This is a genomic window from Aeromonas sp. TECH754, from assembly GCF_056279295.1.
The window spans coordinates 3,426,795-3,446,507 of sequence record NZ_JBWBRA010000001.1 but is presented as its reverse complement, the minus strand read 5'-3'; the positions used below and the strand labels follow the sequence as shown (position 1 = coordinate 3,446,507).

15 protein-coding genes are annotated in these 19,713 nt (G+C 60.3%); 5 read left to right on the top strand and 10 right to left on the bottom strand.

What is annotated here, in order from left to right; genetic code table 11:
- Nucleotides 1–2: 2 nt before the first annotated feature.
- Entirely contained in the window at nt 3–221 is a 219-nt protein-coding gene (locus ACZ9IL_RS15625) for a DUF6500 family protein (protein WP_476004312.1), read from the top strand.
- A gap of 77 nt (nt 222–298) precedes the next feature.
- Here ACZ9IL_RS15625 and ACZ9IL_RS15620 read toward each other — a convergent pair whose 3' ends face one another.
- From ACZ9IL_RS15620 to dbpA, 3 genes are all read right to left on the bottom strand, one after another.
- Entirely contained in the window at nt 299–1,696 is a 1,398-nt protein-coding gene (locus ACZ9IL_RS15620; RefSeq protein ID WP_476004311.1) for a PepSY-associated TM helix domain-containing protein, read from the bottom strand.
- Between the two features lie 293 nt (nt 1,697–1,989).
- Nucleotides 1,990–2,280 carry a YkgJ family cysteine cluster protein gene (locus tag ACZ9IL_RS15615; protein WP_476004310.1) on the bottom strand — a complete coding sequence of 97 codons (291 nt, stop codon included), beginning with the start codon at nt 2,278–2,280 and terminating at the stop codon, nt 1,990–1,992.
- 115 nt (nt 2,281–2,395) lie between these two features.
- Nucleotides 2,396–3,775, bottom strand: coding sequence for an ATP-dependent RNA helicase DbpA (dbpA, locus tag ACZ9IL_RS15610; protein ID WP_476004309.1), 1,380 nt, complete (start codon nt 3,773–3,775; stop codon nt 2,396–2,398).
- 549 nt (nt 3,776–4,324) lie between these two features.
- Here dbpA and ACZ9IL_RS15605 point away from each other — a divergent pair.
- Together ACZ9IL_RS15605 and ACZ9IL_RS15600 are read left to right on the top strand one after the other, a co-directional pair.
- Nucleotides 4,325–5,530 (top strand): NupC/NupG family nucleoside CNT transporter, encoded by a 1,206-nt coding sequence (locus tag ACZ9IL_RS15605; protein ID WP_050717868.1) that lies wholly within the window; start codon nt 4,325–4,327, stop codon nt 5,528–5,530.
- A 125-nt stretch (nt 5,531–5,655) separates the two neighbouring features.
- On the top strand, nt 5,656–6,246 hold the full coding sequence (locus ACZ9IL_RS15600) for a lipid-binding SYLF domain-containing protein (protein WP_476004308.1): 591 nt from the start codon (nt 5,656–5,658) through the stop codon (nt 6,244–6,246).
- A gap of 118 nt (nt 6,247–6,364) precedes the next feature.
- Here the strand turns inward: ACZ9IL_RS15600 and ACZ9IL_RS15595 are convergent, their stop codons facing one another.
- Together ACZ9IL_RS15595 and ACZ9IL_RS15590 are read right to left on the bottom strand one after the other, a co-directional pair.
- Entirely contained in the window at nt 6,365–10,147 is a 3,783-nt protein-coding gene (locus ACZ9IL_RS15595) for a beta strand repeat-containing protein (protein ID WP_476004307.1), read from the bottom strand.
- Between the two features lie 544 nt (nt 10,148–10,691).
- Entirely contained in the window at nt 10,692–11,144 is a 453-nt protein-coding gene (locus ACZ9IL_RS15590; RefSeq protein WP_476004306.1) for a YaiI/YqxD family protein, read from the bottom strand.
- A 107-nt stretch (nt 11,145–11,251) separates the two neighbouring features.
- Here ACZ9IL_RS15590 and zntB point away from each other — a divergent pair, with 107 nt between their 5' ends.
- Together zntB and ACZ9IL_RS15580 are read left to right on the top strand one after the other, a co-directional pair.
- Nucleotides 11,252–12,244: a zinc transporter ZntB gene (gene zntB / locus ACZ9IL_RS15585; protein WP_476004305.1), complete on the top strand. Its 993-nt coding sequence runs from the start codon at nt 11,252–11,254 to the stop codon at nt 12,242–12,244.
- A 9-nt stretch (nt 12,245–12,253) separates the two neighbouring features.
- A complete protein-coding gene (locus tag ACZ9IL_RS15580) occupies nt 12,254–12,772 on the top strand; it encodes a mechanosensitive ion channel domain-containing protein (RefSeq protein WP_476004304.1) in 519 nt (172 codons plus the stop codon).
- Nucleotides 12,773–12,815: 43 nt separating this feature from the next.
- On the opposite strand, the gene ACZ9IL_RS15575 is transcribed toward ACZ9IL_RS15580, so the two are convergent.
- The 5 genes from ACZ9IL_RS15575 to ACZ9IL_RS15555 form a co-directional block, all read right to left on the bottom strand.
- A complete protein-coding gene (locus tag ACZ9IL_RS15575) occupies nt 12,816–13,064 on the bottom strand; it encodes a hypothetical protein (protein WP_476004303.1) in 249 nt (82 codons plus the stop codon).
- Nucleotides 13,065–13,240: 176 nt separating this feature from the next.
- Nucleotides 13,241–13,762: an MltR family transcriptional regulator gene (locus tag ACZ9IL_RS15570; RefSeq protein WP_476004302.1), complete on the bottom strand. Its 522-nt coding sequence runs from the start codon at nt 13,760–13,762 to the stop codon at nt 13,241–13,243.
- Between the two features lie 101 nt (nt 13,763–13,863).
- Complete coding sequence (locus tag ACZ9IL_RS15565; protein WP_476004301.1) at nt 13,864–15,006, bottom strand: mannitol-1-phosphate 5-dehydrogenase; 1,143 nt, start codon at nt 15,004–15,006, stop codon at nt 13,864–13,866.
- Nucleotides 15,007–15,054: 48 nt separating this feature from the next.
- Entirely contained in the window at nt 15,055–16,956 is a 1,902-nt protein-coding gene (locus ACZ9IL_RS15560) for a PTS mannitol transporter subunit IICBA (RefSeq protein WP_476004300.1), read from the bottom strand.
- Between the two features lie 653 nt (nt 16,957–17,609).
- The gene (locus tag ACZ9IL_RS15555) at nt 17,610–19,631 is read right to left on the bottom strand and encodes an exoribonuclease II (RefSeq protein WP_476004299.1); all 2,022 of its coding nucleotides are present in this window, start codon (nt 19,629–19,631) and stop codon (nt 17,610–17,612) included.
- Nucleotides 19,632–19,713 lie beyond the last annotated feature (82 nt).

Genomic DNA, 19,713 nt, shown 5'->3' with positions numbered 1-19,713 from the left:
CCATGCGCGGATTGCTGAAAGAGAAGATGATCCAGGTCTGTCACCAGAAAATCGCCCAGAAAGGGGAGGGGGTCGGTGTCTCCTTCTATGCGTTTTTTGCCAACAAGAATGACGACCCAGCTTTATTGATGGAGGCTGCCACCTGGTGGATCCAGACCCATAAACTCGACCACTTCGAGAAGGCCAGCAAGATCATCGGGCTGGTTGAAACCACCACCTAGGGTGGGTTCAAGTAATAAGGGCTCCTTATGGGAGCCCTTATTTCATTACGACAACTGATGGACTTATGCCGCATGACTCAATAGGTCTGCGCCGATCCGGCCGTGCGGCGGGAGAAGATCAGGGTGTCCAGCAGCCAGATGACGACCATGGAGGCACCGACCAGCGGGAATGCGAGCCCGAGCAGCACCAGCACGGCGATGGCACCGCCCATGGGGGGCAGTTTGGCGGGCAGCGGCGGCGCGGCGAGCCGGCCCTGCGGACGGCGGCTCCACCAGATCCAGAGCCCGCTCACCGCGCTCAGCAACACCATCAGGCAGATGGTCAGCATGACGAGCTGATGGGGCCAGCCGTAGAGCTTGCCGGTGTGCAGCATGACGCCAGTCTCCACCGTCTTGGCGACCGGGCCGTAATCCTGCCAGCGCACGTCGGCCAGCACCTTGCCGCTGTATTGGTCGATGTGCAGGGTGGCGTCGTTGCGCGGATCGTCGGCGAACAGGGCGATGGTGTAGACGCCGCTCTCACCGGCGGGCGGGGTGATGCTGTAACCCGGGGTGACCTGGCGCTCCCTGGCGATCTCCACCACCTGTTGCAGCGGGATGCGGTGGCTGGCCATCACCATGCCCTCGTGGCCGTCGCCGTGGTTCATGGCGCTGTGATCATGGCCCTCGGCGGGGGGTTGCGAGCTCGGCATCGGCATGGTCTCAGCCCCCCAGGGAACCGTCTGGGCGTGAGCCTGGTTGAGGCTGCGGGTGAGGGGGGCAGATTTCGGTACCTCGTTCCACATGGCTGCCGGGAAGCGATTCCACACATTGGCGAACTGGTCGCCCCAGAAACCGGTCCAGGTCATGCCGCTGAGCAGCAGCAGCAGCAGGAAACCCGCCCCCCAGAAGCCGACCACGGCGTGCAGATCCCGCCACCAGAGGCGGCCACGCTGGCTCATTCTGGGCCAGAGGATGCCACCGACCCCGGGCCCCTTGCGCGGCCACCACAGATAGAGGCCGCTGATGAGCAGCACTATGCCCCAACCGGCGGCCAGCTCTATCAGGCGATCCCCGATGGGGCCGATCAGCAGCTCCGCGTGCAGGGCCCGCGCCACCGCCTGCAGGTTCCATTGGTTGTCCATGGTACCGAGCAGGGCGCCACTGGCGGGATCCATGAACAGGGTCAGCTCGCTGCCCTGCTGGCGGACGATGAGCTGGGCGCTCTGATCCGGGGCTGCCGGGGGCAGGTATTTGCTCAGGCTGGCGTCCGGCATGGCCATCATGGCCTTGGCCAGCAGTTGATCGGCGCTCAGGGTTTGGCTGGCGGGGGCCACCTTCATCAGCTCGGGGTACATGATGTTGTCGAGCTGGGGTTTGAACAGATACACCATGCCGGTGAGGGAGAGCAGGATCAGGAAGGGGGCGACGAAGAGCCCGGCGTAGAAATGCCAGCGCCAAATCCTCTGGTAATAGTTCGCATCGTGAGTTTTCATCTCTGATCCTTGCGGCGTGAGAAAGGTTTCAGTTGGTGGAACCTTTGGTGGCGCGGATGATAGCAGCAACGTTTTCTTAACTGCAATAAAACATAGCGCACCCAATCGGCGTCGGGTGCCGGGGGTGAGCGAACACTCTCGGGGAGGGGCAAGCTGGCCTGATAAAACACTCTCTCACGGGGTGATGCAGTCGGGCTTTCCTCTCTCACACTGGCGGCAGATGAGAGGGCCCACGTTATCGACGTGACACATGATGAGGCGGGCGATCCCGCGCCGCTGTACCGTTGGCTCGGCTAGTTCAGCGTGATGAACCACTTGTCCCGTTCGTCGATGCAGTCGGGCTCGCCCATCTCGAACTCGCGGCAGATAAGCGGTCTGACTTCATATATCCGGCACATCATGGTGTTGCGATCCAGCGCCGCACACCAGCCATCTTCCAGCCGATGCATCACGGGCACCTGTCCCTCGATCTCGTCCACGTAGCGATCCGGCACGCCGGTATCGGTAAACAGCATCACTTCGAGGCGGCAGCAGCAGGCTTCGCAGTTCTGGCAGCTGACTTCGGCTTGGGTTTCTCGGGTCATCTCTCTCAGTCCGTGCCATGAGGCGGCACATTTTTTATAAAAAACAGGCGCCTGCAAGAGGCGCCCGTGCTGTGGTACGTGGCGAGTCGGGCAGAGGCGCTGCCCGACATCCTCACTAACCCAGTTTGCGGGCGCGGTAGGTGCGCCCCTTGATCTTGCCTTCCTGCAACCGCTTGAGGGCGGCGCTCGCCACCTGGCGTTTGACCGCCACGTAGGAGTATTGCTCGGAGATCTGGATCTTGCCGACGTCGCTGCCGGCGATGCCGCCTTCGCCGGTCAGGGCGCCGAGGATGTCACCGGCGCGTACCTTGCTCTTGCGGCCCGCATCGATGGAGAGGGTCGCCATCTGCGGCGCGATCGGCTTGATCTCGCGGCCAATGTCGTGCAGATCACCCTGCGGGATGGGGGCTTGCTGGTACTCCTCGATCAGGTTGACGCGCTGGGCTTCGTTCGGCTGATAGAGGCTCAGGGCCAAGCCCTGCTGGCCGGCACGGCCGGTACGACCGATGCGGTGCACGTGCACCTCGGGGTCATAGGTCAGCTCGTAGTTGATGACGGCACCGAGCTCCTTGATGTCGAGCCCGCGGGCGGCCACATCGGTGGCGACCAGGATGGTGGCGCTGCCATTGGCGAAACGTACCAGCACCTGATCCCGCTCACGTTGTTCCAGATCGCCGTTCAGCGCCAGCGCCGAGAAGCCCTTGGCGGCCAGGTGGTCGGCCACGTCGTTGCAGGCGCGCTTGGTGTTGCAGAACACCACGCAGGAGCTCGGCTGATGGTGGCTCAGCAGCCAGGTCAGAGCGTCGAGGCGCTGGCCGGCGGGCACTTCATACAGCTTCTGCTCGATGGCGCTGCCTTCGTGCAGGGATTCCACGCTCACTTCGACCGGATTGCGCTGCACACCGCGGCTCATCTGGGCGATCCCTTCCGGATAGGTGGCGGAGAACAGCAGGGTCTGGCGGCGCTCGGGCGCATGGCTGATGACCCGGTTGATGTCTTCGCCAAAGCCCATGTCCAGCATGCGATCCGCTTCGTCCAGCACCAGGGTCTCCAGGCTGGACAGCTCCAGGGTGCCCTGTTCCAGATGCTTGAGGATGCGGCCCGGAGTGCCGACGGCGATGTGGGCACCGAAGCCCAGGGTGGCGGATTGTGGCGCGGTCGGGGTGCCGCCGCACAGGGTCACCAGCTTGACGTTCGGCAGGGAGCGGGCCAGGCGACGGATCTCCTGGGCGACCTGATCCGCCAGCTCGCGGGTCGGACAGAGCACCAGCGCCTGTACGTCGACGCGGTTGACGTTGAGCCGGGAGAGCAGGCCGAGGGCGAAGGCGGCAGTCTTGCCACTGCCGGTTTTTGCCTTGGCAATCAGATCTTTGCCTTCGAGCACCAGGGGCAGGCTCTGAGCCTGGATCGGGGTCATCTGCAGATAACCCAGGCTGGCGAGGTTCTCCAGCAGGGCGGGTGAGAGGTTGAGGCTGCTAAATTCGCTGTTGTTCACAAGAGGACTCTATTTCGGGAAAACGGGCTGCGCCGTGCGCAAGGGCGCGCATTATACCAGAGAGTGCCGCCGCATGGGATGGATTGTGGCGGATTTTTGAACGCTTGCACCCGTCTCGCGGGGAAGCGCCGATGTGGACGCTTTGACGGTATCGGCGGTGATGGCGCACGAACGACATCACGGATGCCTATTATTGCCAGCGACTAATTATGCGCATAATAGATAAACGTTTTTCACCCTATTTGATTAAATATATTCATACCAAGCCTGCCATTACTGGCATGGGGATTAACCGAGCCATCGCACAATTAATGGGGGGCATCGGATGAAATTGATTAACTAAAATACAACTATATGTTTTATATATGGTATTTGTGTCTGTTCTGGTCGGGCTATGGTCACGCCGAATGATTAATTAATTTAAAAACGTTTGTATTATTTTGTATGCATATTTTTACCGCAGATTGTGATGGCTATCTGATTTTTAAATATGCAAATCACTATGATGGCGCCGGTCAAAAAATTACAACTCACTCAGGTGCTACTGGTATGGAATACGTTCACTTTGTGCTCGGACTCGTGATGGTCCTCGCTCTGGCGTTGCTGGCGAACCGCCACAACTGGAAACAGATCAAGCTGCGCTATATCGGTCAGCTGTTGGTGGTGGAACTGGCGCTGGCCTGGTTCATGCTGAACTCCGAAGTGGGTCTGGCGGTGGTGGGTGGTTTCGCTGCCGGCTTCACCAAGTTGATGGAGTTTGCCAAGCAGGGTACCGACTTCGTGTTCGGTGGCCTGGTCAACGAGGGGGCCTTCTCCTTCTTCCTGATGGTGCTGATGCCCATCGTCTTCATCTCCGTGCTGATCGGGATCCTGCAGTACATCCGTCTGTTGCCCATCGTCATCCGTGGCATCGGCACCGTGTTGGCCAAGATCAACGGCATGGGCAAGCTGGAGTCTTTCAACGCCATCAGCTCCATGATCGTCGGCCAGTCCGAGAACTTCATCGCGCTCAAGAACACCTTGCCGCACCTGAACGAGAAGCAGATGTACACCCTGGCGGCGACCGCCATGTCCACCGTTTCCATGTCCATCGTCGGTGCCTACATGCAGCTGATCGAGCCGCGCTACGTGGTCGCAGCCCTGGTGCTCAACATGTTCAGCACCTTCATCGTGCTGTCGCTGATCAACCCCTACGAGCCGGATAACTCGGTCACCGACATCAAGGCCATCGCCGAAGGTGACGAGCACCACAGCCCGAAGAAAGAGAACTTCTTCGAGATGCTGGGTGAATACATCATGGCCGGTTTCTCCGTTGCGGTGATCGTGGCCGCCATGCTGGTCGGTTTCATCGCCCTGATTGCGCTGATCAACTACCTGTTCGAGGCGGCTTTTGGCGTCAACTTCCAGTACGTCATGGGTTACATCTTCTACCCCATCGCCTGGATCCTGGGCATCCCGAGTGGCGAGGCGCTGCAAGCGGGCTCCATCATGGCGACCAAGCTGGTGACCAACGAGTTCGTGGCCATGATGGATCTGGGCAAGATTGCCGCCGAACTGTCCCCGCGTACCGTCGGTATCCTCTCCATCTTCATGGTGTCGTTCGCCAACTTCAGCTCCATCGGCATCATCGCCGGTGCGGTGAAGGCGTTGAACGAAGAGAAGGGCAACATGGTTTCCCGCTTCGGTCTGAAGCTGGTGTACGGCTCGACTCTGGTGAGCCTGCTCTCCGCCGTGATCGCCGGTATCATGATCTGATAACCCCCGATGATGCTGATAAACCCCTGCCCAGGCAGGGGTTTATTTTTTCCAAGCTTGGAACTTTTCTATTTTATCCTGCTCTGAACGACTGAATAAAAATAACCCAGACGAAGGAGAGCAGGATGAGATGGTGGATATGGGGGCTCGTTGCCCTGCTGGCCGGCTGCGCCGCCAAGGGGGACACGCCGGAGCAGAAGCGCGGTTACGTGCAGGGCATGCGGGAACAGGTGCTGACCGAACTCTATCAGGAGAAGGCGAGCATCCGCGATGAGGTACAGCAGGCCAAGGGCTATGCGGTCTTCTCCAGCGTCAATAACAGCCTGATCTTCGTCAGTGCCGGCAGCGGCTTTGGCGTGGTGCGGGACAATAAAACAGGGCAGGACACCTACATGAGCATGGCCAATGCCGGGGTGGGGCTGGGTCTGGGCATCAAGGATTTCCGGGCCCTGATCCTGTTCAACGATGCAGACGCACTGCAGCACTTCATCGAAGTCGGCTGGGAGGCGGGGGCACAGGCCGATGCGGCGGCACGCTCTGGTGACAAGGGCAGCGAGTTGCTCAGCAAGACCGGCAGTACCGGGGCCAAGAAAGTGACCGTCTATCAGCTGACCCAGAGTGGTCTGGTGCTGCAGGCCACCCTGCAGGGCTACAAATACTGGGCCGATGACGAACTCAACGAGCCCGGCCCGGCAGCGGTGCAGGCTGTGCAGTGACACAGATGTGGTGTGTACCAGATCGCTGAATCCGGTTGACCGTATCAGGGAGTCAAAATAAAAGGGCCGCCAAGTTGGCGGCCCTTTTGCTTATGTAGATTGGTGGACTATGTCAGCTTTACAAGCTCAGGGTGTTACTGGTTACTCCATTTAGTTCGGCCGTGAAGTGGCTGTTACCGGTAAGCAGGAACACATAGGTATTACCCAGTCCCAGAGTGAGCAAGCCACCATTTATTTTCCAGGTCACACTGTTGGAGATGTTTTGCGTACTGCCATCAGAGTAGTGACCTATTGCGGTGAAGGTAATGGTACTAAGCAGCGGAGACAAGTTCAGTCCGCTCTGGCTGATGACGATGCTGGTCAGTATCGCATTGCTGACCGTTACCGTTTGGTTGGCGGTAAATCCCTGTACGTTGATGCTGACTGTTGTACTCCCAGGGATCACCCCAGTGGCAAGCCCGGTCGCGGTGATACTGAGTACTCCGGGGGCACTGCTCTGCCAATTGGCCTGGGCACTGACATCCAGCGTTGTCAGGTTGCTGAGCGTTGCCGTCGCTCTGAACTGTGCAGTCGTACCGGCCGCTACGGGGTTGATGGGCTCAATGACCACGCTGGTCACCACGGCGTTGGACACAGTGACAGCCACGGTTGCAGTTTGGCCATCCAGGGTGCCGGTGATGATGGCAGAGCCTGGCAGAACCGCTGAGACCAGGCCGGTATTGAGACCGACGTTGGCAACCAGAGGATTGTTACTGGTCCAGCTGACATTGGTGGTGACATCCACACTGGCGCCATTGCTGTAACTGCCGCTGGCGGCGAGTTGACCGGTCAGGCCAGAGGCCAGGTTCAGTGGCGGCACAGTAATGGTCAGCCCACCCGCATTGAGCACAGCACTGCTGACAGTCACCAGCAGGGTTGCGGTTTCTCCATTCAGGGTGCCGGTAATGGTGGCGGTGCCTGGGGTAACGCCGGTAACCAGACCAGCTGCATTGACGGTAGCGGTCGCCGGGTTACTGCTGACCCAGTTGACAGACGCCGTGACATCCACGCTGCTGCCATCGCTGTAACTGCCGTTGGCGGCGAGCTGGCCGGTCAGACCGGCGGCCAGGTTCAGTGGCGGCACAGTAATGGTCAGCCCACCCGCATTGAGCACAGCACTGCTGACAGTCACCAGCAGGGTTGCTGTTTCTCCATTCAGAGTGCCGGTAATGGTGGCGGTGCCTGGGGTAACGCCGGTAACCAGACCAGCTGCATTGACGGTGGCAGCCGCCGGGTTACTGCTGACCCAGTTGACAGACGCCGTGACATCCACGCTGCTGCCATCGCTGTAACTGCCGCTGGCGGCGAGTTGACCGGTCAGGCCAGCGGCCAGGTTCAGTGGCGGCACAGTAATGGTCAGCCCACCCGCATTGAGCACAGCACTGCTGACAGTCACCAGCAGGGTTGCGGTTTCTCCATTCAGGGTGCCGGTAATGGTGGCGGTGCCTGGGGTAACGCCGGTAACCAGACCAGCTGCATTGACGGTAGCGGTCGCCGGGTTACTGCTGACCCAGTTGACAGACGCCGTGACATCCACACTGCTGCCATCGCTGTAACTGCCAGTGGCCACGAGCTGACCGGTCAGACCGGCGGCCAGGGACAGCGGCGGCACAGTAATGGTCAGCCCACCCGCATTGAGCACAGCACTGCTGACAGTCACCAGCAGGGTTGCGGTTTCTCCATTCAGGGTGCCGGTAATGGTGGCGGTGCCTGGGGTAACGCCGGTAACCAGACCAGCTGCATTGACGGTAGCGGTCGCCGGGTTACTGCTGACCCAGTTGACAGACGCCGTGACATCCACGCTGCTGCCATCGCTGTAACTGCCGTTGGCGGCGAGCTGGCCGGTCAGACCGGCGGCCAGGTTCAGTGGCGGCACAGTAATGGTCAGCCCACCCGCATTGAGCACAGCACTGCTGACAGTCACCAGCAGGGTTGCGGTTTCTCCATTCAGAGTACCGGTAATGGTGGCGGTGCCTGGGGCGACGCCGGTAACCAGACCAGCCGCATTGACGGTAGCGGTCGCCGGGTTACTGCTGACCCAGTTGACAGACGCCGTGACATCCACACTGCTGCCATCGCTGTAACTGCCAGTGGCCACGAGCTGACCGGTCAGACCGGCGGCCAGGGACAGCGGCGGTGTGGTGATGGTCAATCCACCGACGTTGAGAACGGCGCTGCTGACCGTGACCGACAGGGTCGCAGTCTGGCCATCCAGAGTACCTGTGATGGTGGCGGTGCCTGGGGTAACGCCGGTAACCAGACCAGCAAGGCTGACGGTCGCGATGGTCGGATTGCTGCTGCTCCAGTGGACATCGGCAGTGACATCCTTGCTGGTGCCATCGCTGTAGGTGCCGCTGGCTGCCAGCTGGCTACTCTGACCTGCTGCCAGCGTCAGGGGGGGCACAGTGATAGTGAGACCACCGGTATTTATGACCGCACCGGTGACTGCCAGCGTAACCGGGTTGCTGCTGACATTCTGGAACTGGGCCGAAATGATGCTATTCCCTTCCGCCACGGCAGTGACTTCACCGTCCAGATCTATGGTGGCGACGTTGAGATTAGAGCTATCCCAATAAACCTGGCTGCTGAGATCTTGCGTTGAGCTGTCACTGAAAGTGGCGATGGCCTGGAATTGCTGTGTGGTCCCCTTGGGTAGTGAACTGGTCGCAGGGGTGAGCTGGAGGGAAGTGGCAGTGGCGTTGGTGACGGTCAGAGTGGCGCTGCGGCTGATGCTCCCCAATACGGCAGTGAGCGTTGCCTGGCCAATCCCTTTACCCGTGACCAACCCAACACTGTTGATATCCGCCAGGGTGGTATCGCTGCTGCTCCACTGAACCTGATCCGACACATCCTGAGTGGAACCGTTCTGGAAAGTGGCAATAGCTTGCAACTGGGTTTTGGTGCCCAGTGCTATGGTGCTCGCCGCCGGAATGACTTGCAGAGCACTGGGGCTGGTATTGTTGACCTGAACGCTGGTGCTGGCGGTGACGCCGAGCAGGCTGGCGGAGAGTGTGGTCGAGCCTGCGGCCACGCCACTGACTTGTCCTGTGCTGTCCACGGTGGCTACACCGGTATTGCTGCTCAACCAGGCCACTTGGGAGGAGACATCCTGCACGGTTTTATCGGCAAAGGTGGCGATGGCGGTCAGCTTTTTCTTGGTGCCTACGGCTAATTGAACTGTCGTCGGGGTGATCTGGATCTGGCTGATGCTCAGATTCACGGCAGAGATAGTGGTCTGGCCGGTGATGCCCTGCACGGTCGCGGTAACGGCGGCATCGCCAAGATCGACGGCAGTTATTTTACCCAAGGAATCGACGCTCAGTATGGCGGGATTGCTGCTAGTCCAGCTTGCCTGAGTAGATACATCCTTGGTGCTGTCATCGGAGAGGGTTGCGATGGCCTGCAGCTGTAGTGTCAACCCTTTTGCCAGATTAGTGATGGGAGGAATGACGGAGATCTTGGTGGCTATCGCATCCGTGATGGTCAAGGTTGAGCTATTGCTATTGACGCCTTGATAGCTGGCTGTGATCAGGGTCTTGTTGATTTTCAGTGGCTTGACCAGACCCTTCTCATTAATGGTCGCAATGCCGGTATCGGCACTGCTCCAGGTGGCCAGATCAGTGATGTCGGCCGTGCTGCTGTCGCTGTAGGTTGCGATGGCCAGATACTGGGTGCTGATGCCGAGGGGGGTGCTGGGGTTGGCCTCTGCACGCGCCTTGACGCCTGCGGTATCGGCGGATATGTCGATTCGGGTCAGCGTCTTGGCCGCAGGATCGGTGGGCGTGGTTGGTTTGCTTCCGCCTCCTCCGCCTCCGCAGCCGAATAAGAAGAGAGTGAGAAACAGTGAGAGAAATATCTTCATTGTTCTATTCATGGGTATTCCCCTTAGATATCCGTGCCCATTGAGGATGTCATTTACATGTATTTTACTGAGAGGCAGGCCGCACAAGAGCAACATCTCCCTGCGAAGCCAGATATGGATTCATCCATAAGATATTGAATGTTCATTGATTAAATGGTTTTCATTTCTGGCTCTATAAACCACAGAATATATGTGTCCTTTTAAAACGTAGGTCGGTAGGAAAACATCAAGTGATACTTTCGTCACTTGTGTTTGCTTAATATGTCTAGGCGAGGACCCGAGGTATTTCAATTGCTATTGATATAATTAAAAACATTGTTTTTGGCATGGCAGCCACAATGCAGCCTCGCTGAGAGCGGTGACGGGATGAAAGGGCGCGGCGGTTGGCGCCTCGGTAGCGGAGGGGAACGCCAATGAACAGGGCTGGTGAGGCGATGGCGAAGCTGCCGAGAGGCAAGCCGGGAATGGCCAACTTGCCCTAGGGTGGGATGCTGAAAAATTTATCTCGGTGCGTCAGGTTTTTGCAGCGCCAGGGTGCTTGATGTCAGCTCAGTTTTCCCTTGAGCAACCACTTGTCCAGCGCGTTGGCAAAACGCTGCTTGTCGCCGGCGTTGAAGGGGGCAGGGCCACCGGTCTGGATTCCGGCCGAGCGCAACTCTTCCATGAAGTTACGCATGCCGAGCCGCGCCTGTATGGTCTCGCGGGTGTAGATTTCGCCGCGGGGATTGAGCGCCTCGCCACCGGCATCGATCACCCAGGAGGCGAGCGGAATGTCCCCGGTTATCACCAGATCCCCTGGTTTGACCTGCTGGGCGATGACATGATCCGCCACATCGAATCCTTTCTCTACCTGCTGGGTCTTGAGGAAGGGAGAAGGGGGTACCCTTAGCCCCTGATTGGCCACCAGGGTGGTGATCACCTGGGCGCGGTGGGCGGCGCGGTAGAGGATCTCCTTGACCGGGAGCGGGCAGGCATCGGCATCAACCCAGATGGGCATGGCATGGCTTCCTGTGTCTGAAACGAGGGCCGTATGTTAGCACGGCTGACGCAGGGGGGGGTGGCCATGAGGCTGAGTCGAGCCCGGCTTTCGTGTAAGCTGGCTCGATGAACCGAAGCGAGAAGGATGAGTTGATGGATCGGGTGCCCAGTGACGTGATTTATGCCCTGACCCTGGATGGCAAGGGCGGCATGCAGCCGTTGGCGGCGGGGAGCGAGATCCCGGGGGCGCAACCCAGCTGGTTGCACCTGGACTATGGCAATCCGGAGGCGGCGCGCTGGTTACTGCAGACCCCCTTGCTCAACGAGGCGGTGCGCGAATCCCTGCTCGGCCAGAGCAACAGGCCCAAGCTGGTACGGATGGGGGAGACCGTGCTGCTGATCCTGCGCGGCATCAACCACAACAAGGATCACCGACCCGAAGAGATGGTGGCGTTGCGCATCTACATCACGCCGGATCTGATCATCAGCAGCCGCCGTCGTCCCCTGTTGTCTGAAACCGACGTGTTCAATCAGCTGAAACTGGGTGGGGGAGCCGACTCTCCCGCCGACTGGCTGGTGGAGATCTGCGATGCCCTGACCGACAGGGCGGGGGAGTTTGTCGAGGTGCTGCACGACCAGATCCTGGAGCTGGAAGAGTTGGTGCTACTGCGGGATCTGCCCGCCAACGGCCGGCTGGCGTTGATCCGCAAGCAGCTCATCATGATCCGGCGTTACCTCTCCCCCCAGCGGGATCTGGTCGCCCGCCTTGCCAACGAGAAGATCAGTTGGCTGGATGAGGACGATCGTCGCCGCCTGCTCGACATCGCCGATCGCCTGCGGCGCTGGCTGGACGATCTGGATGCCGGGGTTGCCCGTACCGCCGTGCTGGCCGACGAGATCAACAACCTGATGGCGGAGGCAACCAACCGCCGCGCCTACCAGATGTCGGTGATGGCACTGCTATTCCTGCCCGCCAGCTTTCTGACCGGCCTGTTTGGCATCAACCTCGGCGGGATCCCGGGAGCCGAGAATCCGACCGCCTTCTGGATCTTCTGCGGATCCTTGCTGGCGCTGGCGACCGGGTTGGCCATCTGGCTCAAACACCGGCGCTGGTGGTAAGGAGCACGCATGACAACATGGGAATCTTTTGGCGTGACCCTGCTGCTGTTGCTGGGACACACCCTGATCCGCAGCCTCATTCACAAGAGTCTGCTGGCGCTGGCCCAGTCCAGGCAGGTGAGCGAGAACCGGGTACTCTACGTGGAGCACGTGTTTCACTTCCTGCTCGGCTGCGCGACCCTGCTGATCCTGGCAGGGGTCTGGGGGCTCGACTTCTCCCGGCTGGTGGTGCTCGCCTCCTCCTTCTTCGCCGTGCTCGGCGTCGCCATGGTGGCGCAGTGGTCGATCCTCTCCAACATCACCGCCAGCATCACCATCTTCTTCGCCTTCCCCTACAAGATTGGCGACAGGATCCGCATCCTCGACAAGGATGATTCAGTCACCGGGGTCATCACCGAGATAGGTCTGTTCTATGTGCGGGTGCGGGATGACAACGGCGATCTGGTCACCTATCCGGCCAACCTTATTCTGCAAAAGCCGGTCAGGCGGCTGGAAGGCAAGGGGGCTGAGCCCTCTCAACCAGAATAGAAAAAAGGCTCCGAAAGGAGCCTTTTTCATGGGTGGCTGTTTCTCAGCGTTCGTAGAAGCGGTAGAGATGCTCGACCTGGATCGGGCAGTCGGCCACCCGGTGGATATGCTCGCGTGCATCCTCCTCCGAGGCGAATCTCACCGGGCAGCCCAGGGTGTCCGTCATCTCGTACAGGCGACCATCCTGGCCACGAAACTCCACGATCCAGCCCGGGAAGGCGATGTCGTGCAGGATCTCGGCCTCTTTGAAGCGGCCTTGCTGATTCAGAGTGCGCAATTCGCTGACCGTCATGACATCCTCCTATGACTCATGGCACCACCCTCAAGTCTAGCCGCAGGTCCGTGCGCCGGTTGGCTGCCGTGCCTTTGCTGGCAAGGGGCTGCAGATGGGAAGACCGGCATTGGCGGTGTCGGGGATGGATCGGTGAGTCGTGGCGCAAGAAGGCAGGGCACAGGCAATCTGCCTGATTAGATGGGACTCTCTTTGTGGAGCTCGGTGACGCAATCGGTCACCGCCAGCGCCAGGGCCGAGCGCACCACCTGATCGAGCCGGTTGAGCTGCATCTGGTAGAGGGGCCAGTCTTCCTCGTTGGCCGGGGGCTCCTGCGGTATCACGCTGCCCTGATTGAGGCAATGCAGGCGTTCGAGCAGATTGCGGATCGGTTTGTCGCTGAAGCGGTAATCCTTGGGGTCGCGTACCAGCAGATCACGGGTCTTCAAGTAGAGTTCGAGATCCTGATAACGCTCGAGAGAGATGAGGCCGAGGGCGAAGATGAGCTTGAGGCGCACCTCCAGCTGGCCGAGGGGGCCGCTCTGGTTGAGCAGGGGTTCGATGGCGTATTTGACGGCATACTCTTCCTGGCGGAACGCGCGCCGCATCAGGGAGTCGACCGCCTCTTCCAGGATGGTCACGACCTCGAGGAAGAAGCCACGGGGGCCATCCTGCTCGTTCAGTCGTTCCAGTACTTCGTCTTCCTGGTGTGTGGTCATAGGTACTTGGGGTCCAGCTGACAGGGAGAGAGCCTGGCTCTCTCCCTGTTTTTAACTAAGGGCCGCCGCTGTCCGCACAGCGGCGTGCCGCCTGTGTGTCCTCACAAGGCCTGATAGCGGGCGACGATGGCGGCAACGATGTCGCTGTTCGCGTCCAGACCAGTCACTTTAGCCAGCGCTGCGGCTGGGCCAACGTCTGCCAGCAGGGTCTGCAGCTCCACCGCCTGGGGATCATCGGCGTTGCGATAGTGCAGCGCCGCGGCGATACCCTCCTGCAACTGATCGTTTGGCAGGCCGTACTCCAGGGTGCCGAGCAGCGGCTTCACCAAGCGATCCCCGGCTGCCAGTTTGCGCAGCGGTTGGCGACCCACGCGGTCAATTTCGTCCACCAGATAGGGGTTGGCGAAACGGGTCAGGATCTTCTCGATGTAGGCGGCATGCAGCTTTTCATCGAACGCATAACGCTGCACCAGCACGGCCCCGCTCTCCTCCATGGCACGGCGCACCTTGCTACGGATCACCGGATCTTCGATGGCCTCACGGATGGTGTGATAGCCGAGCAGACGACCCAGATAGGCGGTGACGATATGACCAGTGTTGAGGGTGAACAGCTTGCGCTCGACGAACGCCATCAGGTTGTCGGTAGCCTCCATGCCAGCGATATCAGGCACTGCCCCCTTGAACTGGGCACGATCAACGATCCACTCGCTGAAGCTCTCGACCGTGACCTCCAGCAGGTCGCCACCGGCAGCCGCTGGCGGCACGATGCGATCTACTGCCGAATCGACAAAGCCGACATGGGCTTCGAGGGTGGCATGATGCTCGGCTGGCAGGTGCTTGAGCACCTCCTGCTTGAGGTGGCTGGTGCCGCGCACCATGTTCTCGCAGGCGATGATGTTGAGCGGAGCCTGGTTACCCGCCGCGAAGCGAGCTTGCAGGCCCTTGGCCAAGGTGCTGGCGATCAGGTCCAGCACGTTCGGGCCCACCGCTGTGGTGATCATGTCGGTGGTGGCGATGCGAGAGAGCACCTCATCACCGATGGAGCTGACGGCGTCCACGTTGCGAACCACGTCTATTTTCTGCTCCGCGCCGACCACGTTCACCTTGTACTCGTGACGCAGGTTCAGCTCAGCCAGCAGCGGTTCGTTGACGTCGGCGAAGGTCACCTGATGACCGGCATCGGCCAGCAGTTTGCCGATGAAGCCACGACCAATATTACCGGCACCGAAATGCAATGTTTTCATGAAACTAGCCTCTTAAACCTAAAACAATGATGAATGTTCGCGTACCGATCAGGCGCCCAGCAGTTTCAGGAATTCCTGTGGGTCATTGGTGCGGGCCAGACGGTCGATGAGACCATCTTCATCCAGCGCATTGGTCAGGCGAGAGATGACCGCCAGATGCTCGTCGTTGCGAGCGGCGATGCCGATCACCAGACGGGCGACCGCATCCTCATCGTCACCGAAGCGCACACCGGCTGGGTATTGGCAGATGACGATACCGGTACGCTTCACCAGATGCTTGGACTCGACGGTGCCGTGCGGCACTGCGATGGACTCACCCAGATAGGTAGAAACCAGCTTTTCACGCTCGAGCATGAACTGCACATAGTCGTGTTCGACATAACCCGCATCGGCCAGCATCTTGCCTGCCAGGCGAATGGCAGACTCTTTGTCGTCGGCCTTCAGGCCCAGATTGATGTCTGACGGGGACAGGGTGAACACCTCGCCCTTGGCTTCGGCGGCGGGAACGGCAACAGCCGGTTGGGTAGACGCAGCACCCTTGCCAGCAGCATCGGTCAGCTCTTGCACCAGGTTCTGATACAGCGCGTTGTCGAGGAAGTTGGTCAAGGATATATGGCGAGCATTCGGCGCATGGCGACGAGCACGCTCGGTCAGATCCTGGTGAGTGATGACCAGGTCAACCTGATCGTCCAGGTTATTGATGGCACGGTTGGTCACGCTGATGTCGAGGCCGGCAGCCTGCACCCGCTTGCGCAGCATGCCGGCGCCCATGGCGCTGGAGCCCATGCCCGCATCGCAGGCGACCACGATGTTGCGCACCGCCATCAGCTCGGCGCCCAGTTTCTTGGCTGCGCTGGTTTCAGGTTTGGCGCCCTTCATGGCTTTCATCTGGCGGGTAGCTTCACCCAGAGCATCGGCCTCGTCGGCTTCCGGTTGCTGGGCTCGGACGAAGACGGCGGCGACCAGGAAGGAGACGGTCGTTGCGGCGATGATGGAGAGCAGCACCCCGATCAGGGAGGCCTTCGGCGTCATCAGCAGCACGGCGAAGATGGAACCCGGCGAGGCAGGGGAGACCAGACCCGCGTTGAACAGTGTCAGGGTGAAGACCCCGGCCATGCCACCGGCGATCACCGCCAGGATGAGGCGCGGGTTCATCAGCACGTAGGGGAAGTAGATCTCGTGGATGCCACCGAAGAAGTGAATGATGGAGGCTCCGGCAGCGGATTGCTTGGCACTGCCACGGCCGAACACCATGTAGGCCAGCAGCACGCCCAGACCCGGCCCCGGGTTCGCTTCGATCAGGAAGAAGATGGAGCTGCCCTGTTCGGTGGCCTGCTGGATACCCAGCGGCGAGAAGATACCGTGGTTGATGGCATTGTTCAGGAACAGGATCTTGGCCGGTTCGACGAAGATGGAGGTGAGGGGCAGCAGACCGTGGGCGACCAGGAAGTCGACACCACCGGCCAGGACGCCGGAGAGCACCTTGACGAAGGGACCGATCACGAAGAAGGCGAGGATGGCGCACAACATACCGACGATGCCGGCGGAGAAGTTGTTGACCAGCATCTCGAAGCCGCTCTTGACGCGACCCTCCATCGCCTTGTCGAAGCGCTTGATGGCCCAGCCACCGAGCGGGCCGACCATCATGGCGCCCATGAACATGGGGATGTCGGTCCCGACGATGACGCCCATGGTGGTGATGGCACCGACCACGGCACCGCGTTCACCACCGATCAGCTTGCCGCCGGTGTAGCCGATGAGCAGTGGCAGCAGATAGGTGATCATGGGGCCGACCAGCTTGGCCAGCGTCTCGTTTGGCAGCCAGCCGGTAGGAATGAAGAGTGCGGTAATGAAGCCCCAGGCGATGAAGGCGCCTATGTTGGGCATGACCATATTGGACAGGAAGCGCCCAAAATTCTGTATCTTGACTTTGGTATCCGGTGATAACATGTCGGGACCCCGTTTTAAGCCTGTTTGATTAAAAGTGGTAGTCGGAATGGTGGGTTTTGCCGAACCCCATCCCAGTCGTCTAAGCAACTTCAATCTACCAGTTTACGATTAAATTGGGCTGGGAACGGGGCATCTTGTGATGCTCCTCCCAAATACCTGCCCTCCCCCCCTCCCTTGTTGGTGATCCAAATCACAGAGATGAACTGTTTTTTGGCTGCTTTTCGATCTTTCTTGTCGCGAACAATGTTTTACTGTGATTTACCTCTCACTTTTTTGCGTGATGCTGAATGGTGTCAACGTGATATATGTCACAAATATAAAATTTGACCTCAAGTGAGACTGTGCTGGGGACAGGGGAAATGAGAGGGGGAACGATGAATTATTCGTATTTTCCGATAACTGGCCAATGGATCACCGCGGATCTATGCCCGCACTCAGGCTGTCAGCGGTATCCATGATCTGCTGTTGCCGGGAGGGCGCTGATTCGGATGGCGCTGTTGTGAGGGAGGGCGGGCGGACTGTGATGGTACCAGCGCGGTGCTGGCCCGTACGGGAAGCAGAGGGGGTGGAGAGGCACTGGATCCACCCTGGCAAGGCGCCATAAAAAAGCCCGCCGAGCGGCGGGCTGTTGAATCGAGCGGGTGGCGACAAACTTATTCTGCCTTGGGAGCTGCCTCGGCAGGTGCCTCAGTGCTGTCGGCGACCGGGGCTTCCGGCGCCGGGCCCGGCACCAGCGCCACCGCCGGTTTGGCGATGAGGGAGCGGGTCTCTTCCACCGCCTCGCTCAGCTTGACCTGGATGACCTGGCCCAGCTCATACACCACCTCGGTCTTGTCCAGATAGACGCGGCCGTTGTCCCAGTTGCACTCCAGCCTGTCCTTGTTGTCCAGGATGTGGCGAGCGGGCATGAACACCACGGCACCGTTCTCCTGCAGACGCAGCTTCAGACCGGCGCGCATCACGTCGATGATCTCGGCGTTGAACAGCTGATCGGTGCCGGCGGCGGCCATCAGGTAACGGACATAGAGCCAGTCGCCGATGTCGCGCTCGACTCGGCGGTGCAGGCGGCGGCATTCGGTCAGGTGCTCGGTCAGCTCCTGGCTTGGGCGCTCACCCGGGGTCTTGCCGGCGATGACGGCCTTGAGCAGGCGATGGTTGACCATGTCGCCGTACTTGCGGATGGGGGAGGTCCAGGTGGCATAGGCATCCAGCCCTAGGCCGTAGTGGGCACCCGGCTCGGCGGACATCAGCGCATAGCTCTGGAAGCGGCGGATCTTGCCGTCCAGCCAGCGGGTATCCTGGCTGTCGATCCAGCGGCGCAGGGCGCAGAAGCCGGAGAGACTCGCGATTTCTTCCTTCTCGAACGGGGCCTCGGCGCTCTTGAGCAGCTCGATGGCGCCGTCGAGGGACTCCTCGTCAAAGCCGGTGTGGACGTTGAAGATGCCGTAGCCGACCTGCTTGCCGAGCACGCGGCCGGCGCAGATGTTGGCGGCGATCATCGACTCTTCGATCATCCGGTTCGCGATGCGGCGCGGCTCGACGTGAATGGCCAGCACGGCGCCGTTTTCACCCAGCTCGAAGTCGTAGTCGGGGCGGTCCGGGAACACCAGTGCATGCTCGGTGCGCCACTTGATGCGCGCCTCCGTCATGGCCTTCATCAGCGGCAACTGGGCCAGCACACCGGCGTCGATGTTCAGTTCTTTGCCGTGCTCGGCCCAGTCGGAGACCTCGTCATAGTTGAGGCGGGCGTGGGAGAGGATGCGAGCGGCGAAGAATTCGGTCTCTTCCAGCAGCAGGCCGTCTTCGGCGATCAGCAGGCGCGCGCACAGGGTGTTGCGCTCCTCGCCCTCCTTCAGGGAGCAGAGCTCGTCGGAGAGGGTACGCGGGATCATCGGCACGTTGCGGCCCGGCATGTAGACGGTGAAGGCGCGCTGGGCGGCTTCCTTGTCCAGCTCGCTGCCTTCGGCCACATAGGCGGTCGGATCGGCGATGGCGACCAGCAGCTCCCAGCCGTTGTCCAGCTTGCGGATGGCCAGGGCGTCATCCATGTCCTTGGTCTTGGCACCGTCGATGGTGAAGAAGGGGGTGGCGGTCAGGTCGGTGCGCGGCAGCTCCTCCTCTTCGATCACCTTCCACTCGGGCAGATCGGCCGGTTCAATTTGAGCCAGGTTGTGGCGCGCCAGCACCACCCACCAGGGCACGTTGTGATCGTCCTTGTCGGCGATGAGCTGGGTGATCTCGGCGGAGAAGTTGCCGTCCACCAGGGCGTGACGCTTGAGGGTCGCCACCACCCAGTCCCCTTCCTTGAGGGACTTCTCATCCAGACCCTTCTTGGTGCGGGCCTTGATGGCGTCCTTGATGAGGGGATGGTCCGGCACCACGTTGAGGCGGTCGCGGAACATCTTCACGCGGCCGACGAAGCGGGTCACCGCCTGCTCCAGCAGGGCATCCGGCTCGGCCACTTCCTTCTCTTTCTCGGTGCGGATCAGGGCGCTCACCCGGTCACCGTGCATCACCTTCTTCATGTAGGGAGGCGGCACGAAATAGCTGGTCTTCTCATCGACCTCCAGGAAGCCGAAGCCCCGATCGGAGGCGCGGATCACACCCTCTTTCTTGGGGATGTTCTCGCGGATTTGTTGCTTGAGCTGAGCCAGCAGGGGATTGTCTTGAAACATAAGTGAGGAACCTGAGTGGAGACCTGATGAAGAATCGCCCAGCACTATACGTTTTTACCCCTCCAAAGCCAAGGTGAATGGC

Excerpts from the sequence above, each read along its gene's own strand:
- ACZ9IL_RS15600 (WP_476004308.1), top strand. The coding sequence starts at position 5,656 with ATGAGATGGTGGATATGGGGGCTCGTTGCCCTGCTGGCCGGCTGCGCC.
- ACZ9IL_RS15625 (WP_476004312.1), top strand. The coding sequence starts at position 3 with ATGCGCGGATTGCTGAAAGAGAAGATGATCCAGGTCTGTCACCAGAAA.
- ACZ9IL_RS15590 (WP_476004306.1), bottom strand. The coding sequence starts at position 11,144 with ATGCCCATCTGGGTTGATGCCGATGCCTGCCCGCTCCCGGTCAAGGAG.
- ACZ9IL_RS15555 (WP_476004299.1), bottom strand. The coding sequence starts at position 19,631 with ATGTTTCAAGACAATCCCCTGCTGGCTCAGCTCAAGCAACAAATCCGC.
- ACZ9IL_RS15605 (WP_050717868.1), top strand. The coding sequence starts at position 4,325 with ATGGAATACGTTCACTTTGTGCTCGGACTCGTGATGGTCCTCGCTCTG.
- ACZ9IL_RS15580 (WP_476004304.1), top strand. The coding sequence starts at position 12,254 with ATGACAACATGGGAATCTTTTGGCGTGACCCTGCTGCTGTTGCTGGGA.
- ACZ9IL_RS15620 (WP_476004311.1), bottom strand. The coding sequence starts at position 1,696 with ATGAAAACTCACGATGCGAACTATTACCAGAGGATTTGGCGCTGGCAT.
- ACZ9IL_RS15570 (WP_476004302.1), bottom strand. The coding sequence starts at position 13,762 with ATGACCACACACCAGGAAGACGAAGTACTGGAACGACTGAACGAGCAG.
- ACZ9IL_RS15595 (WP_476004307.1), bottom strand. The coding sequence starts at position 10,147 with ATGAAGATATTTCTCTCACTGTTTCTCACTCTCTTCTTATTCGGCTGC.
- ACZ9IL_RS15575 (WP_476004303.1), bottom strand. The coding sequence starts at position 13,064 with ATGACGGTCAGCGAATTGCGCACTCTGAATCAGCAAGGCCGCTTCAAA.
- ACZ9IL_RS15615 (WP_476004310.1), bottom strand. The coding sequence starts at position 2,280 with ATGACCCGAGAAACCCAAGCCGAAGTCAGCTGCCAGAACTGCGAAGCC.
- ACZ9IL_RS15565 (WP_476004301.1), bottom strand. The coding sequence starts at position 15,006 with ATGAAAACATTGCATTTCGGTGCCGGTAATATTGGTCGTGGCTTCATC.
- zntB (WP_476004305.1), top strand. The coding sequence starts at position 11,252 with ATGAACCGAAGCGAGAAGGATGAGTTGATGGATCGGGTGCCCAGTGAC.
- ACZ9IL_RS15560 (WP_476004300.1), bottom strand. The coding sequence starts at position 16,956 with ATGTTATCACCGGATACCAAAGTCAAGATACAGAATTTTGGGCGCTTC.